The organism is Propionigenium maris DSM 9537 (genome assembly GCF_027925155.1).
Classification (GTDB): Bacteria; Fusobacteriota; Fusobacteriia; order Fusobacteriales; family Fusobacteriaceae; genus Propionigenium; species Propionigenium maris.
Map to the genome: position 1 here is coordinate 105,300 of NZ_BSDY01000004.1, position 15,163 is coordinate 120,462.

A 15,163-nucleotide genomic window follows, 5' to 3' on the forward strand; every position below is an offset into this window, starting at 1 on the left:
CTTTTATTTGAAGCTCCCCGTCTATTCCTTTTACTTAAGGGACTCTATTACTTCCATTACAAATTCCTCATTGGAACCTGTATCCTCTGCTAAAAACTCGATATCCCTTCCGCTGACTTCACTTACTGTTGCCAGGGCATTTTTTATGAGAGATCTTCTTATCTTGTCCATATCCAGATCCACTGTCTTTATAAGTCTTGGATCCTCTGGAAGCACGATGCTCTCTCCTGGTATCTCCTCTGCAGGGTTCCCAAAGTGTATATTTATACCATTTTCCCTTGCAAATGACAACTGTGGTCCTATGTGCTTACCTGCTCCTGTATACTCTGTTTCCTGTACCACTATTATCTCATCCTCATTCATCTCCTGAGCCAATGAAAATGCTGCTGCTAGAGATGTGTTTCCAGCTGGTCCCCTCTCAAGACCCTCTAGCTGAGCCAGGGCTTCAGTCATATAGAATACCTCTCCCTGGTTAACAGTTACATACCTGTCCATATATCTCAGTGGTCTTGCTGCAGATCTCGGTACATCGGATCTGTCTGGCCATGTACAGAATGGGATTCCAAATCCAGTATGACCAGTGGTAAATGACTTCTTGTTAAATTGAGTGTCACTTGCCATGTGAAGTCCCTTAAGATTCACGCTGGCTCCAACAACCTTAGTGTCTACAGCTCCTATCTTTCTAAGTCCCCTTGCTGTACCTGTGAGGTTTCCTCCCCCGGCATTGGTACAAACAACGGTCTCTGGATACTTTCCAGTCATATCCTTTACCTGGTTAGCAAGCTCCCATCCAAGAGTCTCTACCCCTGCAATACCAAATGGAGTATAGAGGGATGCATTGAAGTATCCTGTCTCCTCTAGAAGTTTTAAGAAGGTGTAGAAGAGTTCAGGACCTACACTTAGCTGTACTACCTCAGCACCGTAAGCCTCACACTTTCTTGCCTTCTCTACTATCTCAGGTTGTCCGTGTCCCTTGGAGTCGTAGCACTCCTGAACTATGATACACTTAAGCCCCTGCATAGCTGCCTGGGATGCCACTGCTGCCCCGTAGTTTCCACTGGTAGCTGCAATTACTCCCTTAAAGCCGTTTTTCTTTGCATGGTACACAGCGTTTGCTGCTCTTCTTGCCTTGAAGGATCCCGATGGATTACTTGCCTCATCCTTTAAGAATATCCTTGCTCCCTTTCCCTCTGGAGCATATTTTCTGGCAAGGGCTGTGAGGTTTTTCAGTTCCAGTACTGGAGTATTTCCAACCCCCACAGATCTCTGGATATCTATCATCTCCTCCAGAGTATAACCTGTCTCCACCATCATCTTCTCATAGTCGAAGGTCAGTCCCTCTCCCTCAAATCTGCTGTAATCTATTCCCAGGGCATTTTTCATTATCTCATTACTTCTGCCCATTACTCCCTTATAGGACATATCCTTTTCCACTAGCAGTCACCTCCAAAGAGTATTCCTCTAAGTTGCTTTCCGATCTCTAAGATCTCAGGGATATTCTTTCCAAAGGAGTGATCGTAGCATGGTTCTACCTCTACCAGCTCACCAGCCACTCTTCTGCCAGTTACTGTTTCCACCTCTACTCTCTCTCCTACCTTGCCATCCTCTGTGATGAATCCCTTTACCCACATCTCAAGGGGTACCTTGGAGGTATCTTCAGGCACCTGAGGAGCTCTTTCCTCTGAGGTCAATACTATGTTATATATCTTTACCCAGTCACCCTTTCTAGCTAACATATTGCGTCCTCCTTAGTCTTCTAGCATCTCCCTCATATCTCCCATGATAGCTCTAGGCACGGGAAGGTCTATCATAGTCTTAAGTCCTGCTCTTGCATTAATTACATGCGGGATCATATTTACACACATTGCGATTGTTCCAAGTCCTCCCTCTACCTCTGGAGTTATTGCCATGCTGATGTCCGGTGTTCCCTTAAGCTCGATGTAGTCCCCTGTAGAAACTCCCTCTAGCTCAGGCTCGATCTGCTGCGGGTGAATCATATCGATCTTTACCTCTCCATTTACATAACCCTGTCCAGTCATGTTTACCCCTGCAAGAGTTCCTGCTGCTGCAAATCCATATGGAGATTTTCTGTCAACATTTGTAATGATAGGCTTCATCTGTTGCTCAAACTTGCCAATGTTCCAACCTATTGCTTCTGCAATCATCCCTACACTCTCAGCAAAACCAACGTGTCCAGCTAGGGAGTCAGCTTCAAGTCCCTTCTCAAACTCATCTACTGATATTCCTACACCCTGCTCCTCCATTACTGCTTCTCCAAATGGTGACAGGCTGTTTACTCTCTTACACATAACCGACTCGATATCCACCATAGCTCCTGAAAGGGTAACTGCAAGAAGGTCCATCATAAGTCCCGGGTTGATTCCAGTTCCAAGGATAGTTACTCCGTTCTCCTTAGCTATTCTGTTAAGCTCCTCTGCCTCCTCTGGGCTCTGAGCTTTAGGATAAGCCATCTCCTCTGCAGTTGATACTACATTTACTCCCTGCTCAAGTACATACTTCAGTCTTGGGAATGCCACCTTAGTGTATGAGTCTGTTGCACACAGACACACATCGCAAGATCCCTTAGTAAGGATCTCTTCGATCTCACTTCCAATGATTACATCTGCTCTATCTCCTCTCTCAGCTCCAAGAACCTCGAACATGCTCTTTCCTACTCTCTCAGGATGTCTGTCGCATACTCCTACTATGTCCACTCCCTTTTTCTTAAGAAGCATCTTTGCCATCCCGCTTCCCATTGCTCCAAATCCCCAGATTACAACTTTAATATTATTTTTCATCTCTAACCCCTCCTTATATTTTCATTAAAAGTCATATTTTTTGGTAAAAAAAATACCGCTACCCTTCAGAACAAGTTTCCCTTCATTAAAGAATATTTAAATTCTTCCCTACAAAGCTCCTATAATCTGAAAACCACCGGTCTTCTCTTTTCATAATTTTTTCCTTTAAATTATGATATTGTTGTTATTTTTTACAGCATCCCACTTCCTGTCAGATGCTCTCGTTATTTTTTTGAACATAAAAAAAGATCCATTCTCTAGAAGCTATACTAATACCTACAACTGCAACTATAAACGCCCCTAGGCTAAAATAGCTCACCATGGCAAAGCCATGACAGTTGCCACAGGTTTCTGTGACACCCAAGGAACAATCCTAATTTGGACAGATTCTTCCCTTCGGCAGATAAGTTCTTCGCCTAAGATATTGGGAGTCCCTTCCCTTAGCACCCTTAGACTACCTCCATTAAACGCACCTCTATTTTATAAAAATATTATAATCGGAAGATCTCTAATCTTCTTCTTTTCATAATTTTTTTATCATTTTTTCTTTACAATGTGATCATTTATTTATCACTTTGTTCTTTCTGATAGAATGTTACCCCCTAATTCTTTCCTTAGTCAACCCTTGTAAGATTAATCACATATATAATTTGCATTTTTTCTCATCATCCAGGAAACTTCGTGCTTTTTTTCGCAATATATATGTGGGGCTCTATACACCTTTTTTAAAGGACTATAAAGGAAATGAGCATTTTTTTTACCCCTCATAATCATTCACCTCATTCATCATTTCTATATATAATATATAAGTTAAAAAATATATCCAATATATATTTTTTTGTTTTTTTGAACTTATTGTTCGATATCAAGTGTAACTCTTGTTTTTTATTTGTTTATTGCAACTTCCTGCTGGATAAAGTTTAAAGAGCAAAACCTTTCATTTTCTTCTTTTTCAACCATATACACATTATGATTATTAAGTTATATATATCTTTCAAGGATCACACCATACCTTGCCTTACTTTGCCTCCCTAAATAAATTGTTTGATGAAAGGTAGTCCCCTCCTTCCTATTCTCCCTATCTTATCTACTTCTCTATATTAACTTATCCTTTTTTCATTTTTCTCATCGCTGCACCTATAACCAGCGAACTGGATATGATCTCTTAAAATCCCCTGGATCTAAATTCATCTTTTTAAAAGTTATTAAGCATCGGTCTTCTACGCTTCCCCTTATACTAAAAATGAGTGTGACGCTCCCACCTTTTGACTTATACAATGGATTTTTATTATGGCATCAACCTATAACCCCTTACCTTGTTAATAGAAAATCTCTTTTCAACTGCCCCCCTTCTGGCTGACTCTTATAATTTTTTGTGAAACTTTATATAGTTATCGTGTCCCTTTATTTCCGATAAATACCTCCTTCGTCAACTTAAAACAAAATAGATATTTTTTATTTTTCTTATTTTCTCATTATTCACAAGGAACGGTATTTTTTTCACGCAACCCCCACATCTCTTCAACCTCTTGCTATATCTAGAACTCAAGCTCTGTCTTCTCCATTTTTTCAATGGTAGTATTATTTATTTCATTCATCAATTCTATATATATTTTATAATGAACCCCTATATTTTATATATAAATCCTCTTTATTTGATACTTTTTGTTCTAATTTTAGTACTTTCATCCTGAAAAAGTGAATAAAATATTTTTTATTGCTTTTTTTTTAAAGCTCAAGTATAAACTTATTACTAAATCAAAATTAATTGATCAAATCAATGAATTTTAAAAAGGGAGGGATTAGATTGGCAAGAAATATTGTAGTAGGAGTACCTGGGGAGATCAAGCCACAAGAGAACAGAATCGCATTAGTACCTGGAGGAGCAGCTGAGTTTATCAACAGAGGACACAGAGTTGTAATGACTTCTGGAGCAGCGGCTGGAATCGGACTTACAGATGAAGACTATAAGGCAGTTGGAGTAGAAATCCTACCAACTCTTGAGGAAGTTTATGCTGTATCAGATATGATCATCGGAGTTAAAGAGCCTCAACCAAGAGAGATTGCTCTAATTAAGCCTGGACAAATCCACTATAGATACCTTCACCTAGCTCCTGACTACGATCAGACAATCGGACTTATGGAAGCTGGAGCTACTGGAATCGCATTTGAAACTGTTGAGTTAGAGGACAGATCTCTTCCACTACTAGCACCAATGTCTGAGGTTGCTGGAAGAGAGGGAACTATCTTCGGAGCAAACATCCTTGCTAAGCACATGGGTGGAAAAGGAATCCTTCTTGGGGGAGTTACTGGAACTAAGAGAGCTAAAGTTGTAGTAGTAGGAGCTGGAGTTTCTGGACAAGCTGCACTTAAGATGGCTGTTGGACTAGAGGCTGACGTTACTATCCTAGACGTAGACGTTCCTAAGCTTAAGTACCTAGATGATATCTATGGAAACAAGATCAAGACTCTTTACTCAAACGCTGGAAACCTAGCAGAAGTTCTTAAGGACGCTGACCTTGTTATCTCTACAGTACTAATTCCTGGAGCTAAGTGTCCGCACCTAATCACTATGGATATGATCAACTCAATGGAAGCTGGATCTGTAATCGTTGATATCTCTATCGACCAGGGTGGATCTACTCCTGTATCTAAGCCTACATACCACGAGAACCCTACTTTCGTAACTGAGAACGGTGTAGTAATGTACTGTTGTGCAAACATGCCAGGAGCAATGCCTAAGACTTCATCTTACGCACTAGCTAACGTTACTCTTAAGTACGGACTTGCTATCGCTGACCTTGGAGTTGCTGGAGCTATCGAAAAGTACCCTGAGCTTGCACCAGGTGTAAACACATACGAAGGAAAGCTTGTTTACAAGCCAGTTTGGGATGCATTCCCTCACCTAAAGCTTGATGACCTTAACGAGTCTATGGCTGGATAATAGATATTAACTGGAATCTTAAGATCAACTACTGGAAGAACTTATATAAGTAACTTCATAAAATAATAGAGAGCATTTTAGATTCTTAAATATTAAGCACAGGAGAGATCCTGTGCTTTTTTATTTTCCTCTTTTAAATTTTAAAAGCTCGTAGATTTCAAACATTCTCCCCTCCAAATCCATTATCCCACTAACTCCTAAGGATACCTAACTTTGGACAATACAGCTGCCGAAGGGCACCTAAAACCTTCTTGCATGACTCCTTACCCTTTCCAGAGTTTTTTCAAACCTCCTAGCTGTCCTTTCTGGACTCTGATCTATCCCGTCCAGAAGAAATTCCTTAAACTTCTTTATCCCTATAAACTTAAGTATAAACTTTACATAGGATATATCATGGGCAAAGAGGGAAACTGGGAAGGGGTAATATCCTCCCCTGGTTCCTATATAAAATATAGATTTGTTTTTCAGGAGCCCCGTGGGAATCCCTACCTTATTATATCTAAAGGTAACCCCGCTTACTACAATGTGATCTATATAGGATTTCAGAGCCGATGGTATCCCAAGATTCCACATGGGAGCCCCTATAATATACTTATCATAGGATTTAAACTTCTCTGCTTCCTCTACCATCCTTCCTCTTCCCTCATTAAGAGCCTCCTCTATATCCTCTGAACTTAAAGGGGGATAGTGATTTTCATAGAGGTTCAGCATATCCACTGTATCCTCTGGATTATTTTTCTTGTACTCCTCCACAAAGGCCTTTATCATCCTTCTTCCATAGGATCTCTCAAGGGGTTTGGGGGTACTCTCTATACACAACACTTTCATAGTCTTCCTCCTTATCTTATTCTAACTATAATTTACTCCCTCTATCCCTATTCCCTCCTTGAAAATTCTCTTCTTTGTTACACTTTTGTAATAGTTTTGTGATAGAATTAATTATCCTATGAAAAAAGCTTCTTTGGGAGGATAAACATAGGAAAAAATAATATAACTGAGAGGGAGAGGATACAGGTTGATAGATGAAGATTAGATTTAAAATATACCTTATTGCCATAACTACATTTTTACTGGGGATAGGGGGATTTATTTTTATAACAAGATCCCTGGAAGATCCCTACTATATATATAGAAAGAAACAGTTACTGAAAAAACAGGAAGACCTCATAAGAGATGAAAAACAGGAAGTTATTCAGTCGGTCTCTGTAAATAAATTTTCCCCAGATGGATCCCTGAAAGTTATTAAAGAGGAAACAGAAGGAGAAACCTTATATCTCCCTTCAAAGGAATACAGAGATCTCTACTCTTCAGAGGAGCTGGAGAAGATTAAAGAAGGAAACTCCCTTTCCAGAGTGCTCCATAGGGATGGAGATACTCTTCTAATAAGGAGAATCTTCCTTGAGGATGAATACTATATCCTGAAAACAGACCTCTCTCCTCTGGGGAGAAACTTCAACCTTTCCAGGGAGTTAGATATAATTGCCTTCATTATTATAATGACCATTCTTTCTACTATATTTATTGTCTATTCCAGGATAGTAGCCAAGAAGATCGATGAGGTTAAGTCAAACCTCACCCATGTTAGGCACAGAGAGTTCGACAAAGTTAAGACTATGGATTCTGATGATGAAATAGGGGAGATCTCAAAACTGATTTCAGAGGTTGGGGAGGAGACCAGGAAAAACCTTATCCACTTCCAGGGAAAGGCCGAGGAGCAGAAGGAGTTCCTGAGAAACTTTGGCCACGAGATAAAAACTCCCCTTACCATAGCAAGTGGATACACGGATATTCTCAAGAAGAGGTCTCCCGAAAACAATCACCTGAAGATCATCTCCAAGGAGCTTGTGAGAATCTCCAGGATTACCAGGATGTTTCAGGAGTTCTCAGCTGGAAAGAAGGATCTTTTCATAGAGAAGCTTCCCCTGGCAGATCTCCTGGATATCGGCAGGATCTTTGCTGAAAACAATACATCCACTACCTACAGGGAGTCCCTTCAAAACCTGGAGAGAAGCAGGATCTCTTGTGATATAGAGCTTGTGGAAAGCCTCTTCTACAACCTCTACTCCAACGCCTTTAACTACTGCAAAGAGAGGGTAGAAACTCTTCTCTACCTAAAGGGAAACTCCATCCTCCTTACAATAGCCAATGACACCACTTCTCCCCCGGAAGAGGACATCTCCAAGTTGTGGAGACCCTTCTACAGGGGAAGCGAGGTTCCAAAGGCCAAGGGGACGGGATTGGGTCTCAGTATAGTGAGGGATATTGCCTCTAAGCACAACTGGAGGATATACCTTAAAAATTCAGAAAATCTCTTCCAGGTTACCATAGAAATACCAATTGAAAATTGATATCATAGAGGTATATTAAGAATAAAAAATAAAGAAGGAGTGTTTCAATGGACAAAAGATTTAAGGTTCTACTTATATGCGTTCCCCTTCTGCTGGCTGCTCTTATTGGGAATCTCTATAAAAACAAGGATTCCTACTGGAGTGCTCTTCCAGAGGAGGGGATGATTTCAGGGGACTACTACAGGGTGGAAAAGATTTCAGATACCGGGAAGAGTGCCTCCCTTGAAGCTGTAGTAAGGGATTCACAGCTGATTAAGGTAGAGTACAATGAGGTGGGAGGAAGAGACTCCTCCAGAAGATATAACCAGGGGCTTTCCAAGCGTTTTTCAGAGTATAACTTCAATATGATGGAGCACGGGGATGAAGGGGTATCCTGGGCTGAAGTCATCCTGGATATCGAGAAGCAGATGATTGAAAAGCAGTCCCTTACAGGGGAGTTTGATATGATTGCCGGCTGTACCCACAGTATAGAGCTCTCCATGCTTCCTCTGGCTGAGAAGCTGGAGAGGAAGATGGAGGATTCCAGCAGCCTGAGATACTATGAGCTCACTAAAAACCTTGGAGGAGGGCTATACGGTAATCTGAGAATTATAGTAGAGGGAGAGAGGATCATCTCCTGCAGATACGATGAACTCTTTGCCCCTAAAAAAAATGATATTATCTACAAGGACCTCAAAAGGTTTTACAGGCAGTCCAAGTATAATAGTATGGAGTATGGAGATCCATCTGGTATTGGATTTAATATGCAGATGGATGAGCTGAATAAAAGAGTGGTTTCAACTCAGAATATGCTGGATATCCAGGGACTTCCAGCTACTACAGATAATCCCGAGAGAGGAAAGAAGCGTAATGTGGCGTGGGACAACTATATTGTCCTTGCTAAAATACTCTCAAAGGAGATGGGGAGGTAAGGTATGACAATGTTAAGGGAAGCAATGAAATCTATATCATTTGATGAGTTCATCGGAACTAAGTTTGAAAAGTATTTTTCACTGAGGGAGATGAACAAAAAAAATATTTGGAGTCTCTACGGAGAGCCTGGAGACAGAGCTTTCTATGTACTGGATGGAAGGCTTAAAACCTTCTCCTACTTCTCCGATGACAGGGAGTTCAACTGGGAGTTTGAGGAGGGGGCGTGGATGGCCCTTGAAACTGTAATCTCAGATATGGAGTATGACTTCGATATAGAGGCTATTACAGATGCTCTGGTCCTTGAGGTTCCACTAAAAAAGATCCTAGAGGAGCACCCCGATCTTGAGTTTTACAAGAAGGTCATGAGTATAATGTCCGACTTCATTATCTTCCATGCTACCAAGGCTTCCCTCATGATCAATTACAGTGGTGAGGAGCTCTTTATGAAATATATGGCCCTCAACGACTACTCCATCGAGGGAAAATCCATATGGGAAATTGCCTTCTCCCTGAACCTAAAGCTCAGAACCTTCCAGAGAGTTCTTAAAAAGTTAACCGACCTGGGAATAATCCAAAAGGAAGGGAAGAGGATCTTTGTTAAGGATATGACAAAATATGAAAAACACCTGAGAGAGTTGGAGATCTCAGAGGAAGTTTAAAGATAAAAAACTCAGTTCACTCATTGAACTGAGTTTTTTTATTTCCCTTCCAAAACCTTCCCTTAAAATCTTTCTTTTTTTATCTGAAAACATGCCACCTTGCACCTTTCTCCTTCTTTATTCATGTTATATTTTTCCTGGGCAATGGAGGGGGACAACAGCCTTCTCCCGTGGAAATGGTTAACACTTTAGAACTTCCTTTTGGGAGGTTCAGAGCTTCTTAAGGAGGAGTATTATGAAAAAAATAGTTATAGCAATGTTTTTACTTTTATCTCTCATTTCTTTCGGTAAGGGATCTTGGAAGACTGCCGACCTTGGAAGGTATCAGGTTAAGCCAGTTTCCCTGGAAAAACCCCTTAAAACAGAGTATCTCTTTGAATTTGACATAAAATATAGGGAAAGAAGTGTAGGTTTCGATCACCACATAAAACTCGCTGCTGGAGACAGGATCCTGGATATACAGGAGTTTAATATCCTCTCCTCAGTGGATAATACCAACCAGAGAGCCCTGGTTCAGATAAGGATTCCTAAAAACTTTGCCAACATAAACTTTGACGGTATCTGCTTTATCAATAAGAAAACCGGAGAGATTGAAAAAATATACAGTATCTAGAGAAGAGAAGGACTACGCCCCCTTTAAACAGGGAATAAACTGGCACCTCTTTTAAAAAGCAACGTGAAATTGCATCCTGATAATCAGTGGGAGCACTGATTACTTTGAGTAAATATTTTATAGTTTCTATACTTTCCTAACAATAAAAAAAGGAAGCCAATTAGGCTTCCTTTTTATGATTACTTTATTAACTCAAGCTCTACTGGGATGAACTCCTCAGTCTTTTCTCCATTGATTACCTTTACTGCTGCCTCTACACCCATAGCTCCGATCATCTTAGGCTGCTGTGCTACAGTTGCTCCAAGTCCTCCACTCTTAACAGAAGCTACTGCATCATCTGTTGCATCGAATCCAACTACAAGGATCTTCTTTCCGCTGTCCTCTACAGCTTTTAAAGCTCCTAGAGCCATCTCATCGTTGTGAGCAAATACTGCATCGATCTCAGACTCTGCCTGAAGAATGTTTTCCATTACAGTAAGTCCCTTAGCTCTGTCGAAGTCTGCTGCCTGCTTAGCTACTACATCTAGGTTCCCCTTAGCTACGTTGTTGAATCCCTTACCTCTGTCTCTTGCTGCAGTAGTTCCTGGAATTCCTTCTAACTCTACAACCTTAGCTCCCTTTCCAACCTTCTCAAGGATGAACTTTCCAGCCATCTCTCCACCAGCTACGTTATCTGAAGCTATGTGAGTTACAACCTTTCCTCTGCTTGCTCCTCTGTCTAGAGTGATTACAGGAATATTATTTCTGTTTGCCTGCATTACTGCTCTAGCTACTGCATCTGAATCTGTTGGGTTGATTAGGATTACATCTACTCCTTTTACCATAAGGTCCTCTACATTTGCCAGTTCCTTAGCAGGGTCGTTCTGTGAATCAAGAGCGATAAGCTCAATTCCAAGCTCTGCTGCCTTGTCCTCAGCTCCCTCCTTTAGGTTTACAAAGAACGGGTTGTTAAGTGTTGATACTACAAGTCCTACCTTCTTTCCGTCGTCCTTCTTTCCAAAGAATGCAAAGGATGTAGTGATAACCATAAGTGCCATTAATGATACTAAGATTTTTCTCATTTTTTTCCCCCTTAAGTTTATTTTTTAGACTTTCTGTCCATTAACACCGCTACTAATATTACAAGAGCCTTTATCATCATCTGGTAGTATGAAGATACATTTAGTAGGTTAAGGGCATTTGATAGTACCCCTATAATAAGTGCTCCTGTTATTGTTCCTGTAATTCTTCCCAGTCCACCAGCTAGGCTTGTTCCTCCCAGTACTACCGCTGCGATGGCATCTAGTTCATAACCAGTTCCCGCTGTTGGCTGAGCTGAGAATAGTCTTGCTGTTACTATTATTCCTGAAAGTGCTGATAGAACACCACTTATTGCATATACCTTTACCTTTACCTTGTCTACATTTATACCAGATAGTCTCGTAGCTTCCTCGTTTCCTCCCACAGCATATACATATCTACCAAACTTTGTGTGGTTTAAGATATAGTATGAAACTGCATATACAGCCAGCATTATATAGATTGGTGTAGGAATTCCTAGGATAGTACCTGCTCCAATTGTATCGAAGAGGTATGTATTCTCCTCAAATCCTATGGAAATAGGCTTTCCGTCGGTAAATACAAGGGTTGCTCCCCTGAGTAGGGTCATCGTTACAAGGGTAGTAATAAATGCCTGTAACTTTCCAAAACTTATAAACATTCCGCTGGCCATTCCAAATATTGCTCCCAGTACAAGGGGCACCAGTATAGCTACAAAAGCACTTGTCCCTGCTGCCAGAAGACTGGCTGATATAGCTCCGCATAGAGCCAGGATAGACCCTACTGAAAGATCTATTCCCCCAGTAAGTATTACAAAGGTCATTCCAGCTGCAATTATTGCATTTATAGATGTTTGTCTCAGTACATTCAGTATGTTGGCAGCGGATAAAAATCTTGGATTTAAAAATGTTACTATTATTGAAAATATAATAAGCCCTATTAATGGTTTATTGTGAAGTAAATTTATCTTTTTCTTGTTTTCAGCCTTTATTGCAGCCGTATTACTCATTTGTTTCCTCCTTTATCCCTACAGCACATCTCATAATTTTTTCCTGATCTGCCTCACTTGCAGGGAACTCCCCTGTCACTTTATTTTCATGCATTACCATTATCCTGTCACTTAATCCCAGCACCTCTGGCATCTCCGATGAGATCATGATGATACTCAGCCCTTCCCTCTTAAGTTCATTGATAAGGTCGTAGATCTCCTTCTTTGCTCCTACGTCTACTCCCCTTGTAGGTTCATCCAGGATAAGTATCTTAGGATCCGTCATCAGTGCCTTGGCAATGGCCACCTTCTGCTGGTTTCCACCACTGAGGTTCTTTATAATCTGAGCCATTCCCGGAGTCTTTATATTAAACTTCCCGATATAGTCTTGAACCTGAGCCTCCTCCTGGCTCCCGTTTAACTTCTTCAACGAGTTCTCAAAGAGTCCTAGAGATGAGATGGACATATTTTCCTTTACTGAAAGCCCCAGTACAAGCCCGTCTCCCTTTCTGTCCTCGGATACATATGCTATTTTGTTGGCAAGGCCCTCCTCTGGAGATTTTATCCTTACCTCCTTGCCTCCTACCCTTATGCTTCCAGATGTTGCTCTATATGCTCCGTAGATAGTCTTGGCAAGCTCAGTTCTTCCTGCTCCCATAAGTCCTGCTACTCCCAGGATCTCTCCCTCGTGAAGGGTGAAGCTTACCCCATCAACATGCTCTCCGATAAGATCCTTTACCTCTAGGCTTACCTCTCCAGGCTCCACTACTACTCTGGGGAACTGGTCCTCAAGCTTTCTACCTACCATGTTTTCAATGATGTGGTCCTCATCTATATTCTTTACCTCATTCTCACAGATAAACTTTCCGTCTCTCATTATGGTTACATCGTCGCAGACCTCAAAGATCTCCTTCAGTCTGTGGGAGATATATGCAATACTCTTCTCCTCAGCCTTTAACTCCCTTATTACCCTGAAAAGGCTCTCTGCCTCTTCATCTGTAAGGGCATCTGTAGGCTCGTCCATCACTATTATCTTAGCATTCTGGGAAAGAGCCTTTGCTATCTCTATCATCTGCTGCTCTCCCACACTTAGGTTTCCAACAAGCTCCCTTGCTGAGTGACCAACTCTCAGTTTAGCAAGGATCTCATCTGCCTCAGCATACATACCCTTCCAGTCTATCCTTCCAAACCTTGTTCTCTCTCTTCCAAGGAATATATTTTCCGCTATGGTCATGTGAGGTATAAGGTTTAGCTCCTGGTGGATTATAGCTATTCCCGCTTCCTGAGATTCCTTAGGACCTGTAAACTCAACCCTTTCACCGTAGAGGGTCATCTCTCCCTCATCTCTCTTATATATACCTGTCATGACCTTCATCATAGTAGACTTCCCTGCTCCATTTTCTCCCAATAGAGCCATTACCCTACCCTTATACAGGTTGAGCTGTGCTCCGTCTAGAGCCCTTACTCCCGGAAATTCCTTTACTATTCCTGTAAGTCCTAGTACCTTTTCCTTCACTACATCTACCTCCAGACTAAAATACAACACCTGATTTTAAAATTATATTTGCATAGGGAGTACACTCTCCCGTTCTTACCACTGCCTTGGATTCCCTTGTTATAGCTTTGAATCCTTCGTGAGATACACTTTTCACCACTACCTTACTGCATCTCTCCTCCAATACCTTCATAAGCTCGGTATAGAGTTCAGGGCTTACCTCTTTCATCTCCTCAGCTACTACCACTTCCTCTACCTGCATCTCTGAAAGAACTACGTCCAGAGTTCCCATAAATGTAGGTACATTTTTCTCCACAGCCAGGTCTATCCTCTTAGGTCCGTTTGGAATAGGAAGTCCTGCATCCCCAATACATATATGGTCTGTATGTCCCAGTTTTGCAATCTCATATGAAAGTTCACTGTTTAATAATCTACCCTTTTTCATTATCTCCTACCTCCAAAATTTTCTACTTCCTCTAGCCTTGGAAGTGATGTCTGAGCTCCCCTTCTTGTTACAGTTATGGCTCCTACTCTCGCTGCAAACTCCATAGCTTCCTCGAAGTTCTTTCCATTAGCCAGAGCTGTGGCAAGGCCTCCTATGAATGAGTCTCCTGCTGCTGTTGTGTCCACAGCATCTACTTTGTAAGCGTTTACTTTTTTTGTTTCATTTCCATCTATATAGATGGCTCCCTTGGAACCAAGTGTTACTACAAGCTTCTCAACACCCTTGTTCATAAGGACTTTAGCTGCCTTCAACACATCTTCCTCATCCCTTACATCCATTCCAGAGAGAAGCTCAAGCTCCGTCTCGTTGGGAATAAGGTAGTCCACATTGGCTATCATCTCATCTGAAAGCTCCTTTGCAGGTGCCGGGTTAAGTATTGTAGTTTTTCCTAGGTCTTTAGCCAGCTTAAGTGAAGCTTCCACAACATTTAGAGGCGTTTCCAGCTGATGCACCACTATATCGCTCTCCTCATACATCTTCCTATGTCTTTCAAGATCCGCTTCATCTATCTCAAAGTTAGCTCCAGGTACTACGATAATAGAGTTGTGAGCGCTGTCATCCACTACGATGCTTGCAATTCCAGTGGATACTCCCTCTACTTCTTCTATGCCATCTGTTTTAAGGCCGTCTCTTCTCATCCCTTCTATTAGAACCTCTCCAAAGGAATCTTTTCCAACTCTTCCGATCATAGAAACATCTGCTCCCAGTCTTGCCATGGCTACAGCCTGGTTTGCTCCCTTACCTCCGGGAATCTGTGAAAATGTCTTCCCCAGTACCGTCTCACCTATCTTTGGAGTCTTTGATGTGTAGGTTACCAGATCCATATTTATACTTCCAACTACTAATATCTTCTTCATGCTTCC

General features: G+C 41.4%; 14 protein-coding genes and 1 riboswitch. Of the genes, 5 read left to right on the forward strand and 9 right to left on the reverse strand.

Features of this window, described 5'->3' with window-relative positions:
• Window positions 1–30: 30 nt before the first annotated feature.
• The 3 genes from ortB to ord are packed head-to-tail and all read right to left on the reverse strand — an operon-like array spanning window position 31 to window position 2,798.
• Entirely contained in the window at window positions 31–1,434 is a 1,404-nt protein-coding gene (ortB, locus tag QMG11_RS05205; protein WP_281834048.1) for a 2-amino-4-oxopentanoate thiolase subunit OrtB, read from the reverse strand.
• A complete protein-coding gene (ortA, locus tag QMG11_RS05210) occupies window positions 1,434–1,736 on the reverse strand; it encodes a 2-amino-4-oxopentanoate thiolase subunit OrtA (protein WP_281834050.1) in 303 nt (100 codons plus the stop codon). Before ortA ends, ortB begins: the two co-directional genes overlap by 1 nt.
• Window positions 1,737–1,748: 12 nt before the next feature.
• Window positions 1,749–2,798 carry a 2,4-diaminopentanoate dehydrogenase gene (gene ord / locus QMG11_RS05215; protein WP_281834052.1) on the reverse strand — a complete coding sequence of 350 codons (1,050 nt, stop codon included), beginning with the start codon at window positions 2,796–2,798 and terminating at the stop codon, window positions 1,749–1,751.
• A gap of 303 nt (window positions 2,799–3,101) precedes the next feature.
• A riboswitch (Lysine riboswitch) is annotated at window positions 3,102–3,284 on the reverse strand.
• 1,321 nt (window positions 3,285–4,605) lie between these two features.
• On the opposite strand from ord, the gene ald reads away from it, so the two are divergent.
• On the forward strand, window positions 4,606–5,742 hold the full coding sequence (gene ald / locus QMG11_RS05220) for an alanine dehydrogenase (protein ID WP_281834054.1): 1,137 nt from the start codon (window positions 4,606–4,608) through the stop codon (window positions 5,740–5,742).
• A gap of 240 nt (window positions 5,743–5,982) precedes the next feature.
• On the opposite strand, the gene QMG11_RS05225 is transcribed toward ald, so the two are convergent.
• Window positions 5,983–6,570, reverse strand: coding sequence for an FMN-dependent NADH-azoreductase (locus tag QMG11_RS05225; RefSeq protein WP_281834056.1), 588 nt, complete (start codon window positions 6,568–6,570; stop codon window positions 5,983–5,985).
• Window positions 6,571–6,764: 194 nt separating this feature from the next.
• On the opposite strand from QMG11_RS05225, the gene QMG11_RS05230 reads away from it, so the two are divergent.
• The 4 genes from QMG11_RS05230 (at window position 6,765) to QMG11_RS05245 (ending at window position 10,274) form a co-directional block, all read left to right on the forward strand.
• Complete coding sequence (locus tag QMG11_RS05230; protein ID WP_281834058.1) at window positions 6,765–8,090, forward strand: sensor histidine kinase; 1,326 nt, start codon at window positions 6,765–6,767, stop codon at window positions 8,088–8,090.
• A 47-nt stretch (window positions 8,091–8,137) separates the two neighbouring features.
• Complete coding sequence (locus tag QMG11_RS05235) at window positions 8,138–9,001, forward strand: FMN-binding protein (RefSeq protein WP_281834060.1); 864 nt, start codon at window positions 8,138–8,140, stop codon at window positions 8,999–9,001.
• Window positions 9,002–9,004: 3 nt separating this feature from the next.
• Window positions 9,005–9,661 carry a Crp/Fnr family transcriptional regulator gene (locus tag QMG11_RS05240; RefSeq protein ID WP_281834062.1) on the forward strand — a complete coding sequence of 219 codons (657 nt, stop codon included), beginning with the start codon at window positions 9,005–9,007 and terminating at the stop codon, window positions 9,659–9,661.
• Window positions 9,662–9,896: 235 nt separating this feature from the next.
• A complete protein-coding gene (locus QMG11_RS05245) occupies window positions 9,897–10,274 on the forward strand; it encodes a hypothetical protein (RefSeq protein ID WP_281834064.1) in 378 nt (125 codons plus the stop codon).
• Window positions 10,275–10,453: 179 nt separating this feature from the next.
• On the opposite strand, the gene rbsB is transcribed toward QMG11_RS05245, so the two are convergent.
• The 5 genes from rbsB to rbsK are packed head-to-tail and all read right to left on the reverse strand — an operon-like array spanning window position 10,454 to window position 15,157.
• Window positions 10,454–11,335, reverse strand: coding sequence for a ribose ABC transporter substrate-binding protein RbsB (rbsB, locus tag QMG11_RS05250; RefSeq protein WP_281834066.1), 882 nt, complete (start codon window positions 11,333–11,335; stop codon window positions 10,454–10,456).
• 17 nt (window positions 11,336–11,352) lie between these two features.
• Complete coding sequence (gene rbsC / locus QMG11_RS05255) at window positions 11,353–12,321, reverse strand: ribose ABC transporter permease (RefSeq protein ID WP_281834068.1); 969 nt, start codon at window positions 12,319–12,321, stop codon at window positions 11,353–11,355.
• Window positions 12,314–13,816, reverse strand: coding sequence for a ribose ABC transporter ATP-binding protein RbsA (gene rbsA / locus QMG11_RS05260; RefSeq protein ID WP_281834072.1), 1,503 nt, complete (start codon window positions 13,814–13,816; stop codon window positions 12,314–12,316). The genes rbsC and rbsA overlap by 8 nt, the downstream gene beginning before the upstream one ends.
• Before the next feature lie 16 nt (window positions 13,817–13,832).
• Window positions 13,833–14,240, reverse strand: a complete 408-nt coding sequence (rbsD, locus tag QMG11_RS05265; RefSeq protein ID WP_281834076.1) for a D-ribose pyranase — start codon at window positions 14,238–14,240, stop codon at window positions 13,833–13,835.
• On the reverse strand, window positions 14,240–15,157 hold the full coding sequence (gene rbsK, locus QMG11_RS05270; protein WP_281834078.1) for a ribokinase: 918 nt from the start codon (window positions 15,155–15,157) through the stop codon (window positions 14,240–14,242). Before rbsK ends, rbsD begins: the two co-directional genes overlap by 1 nt.
• Window positions 15,158–15,163 lie beyond the last annotated feature (6 nt).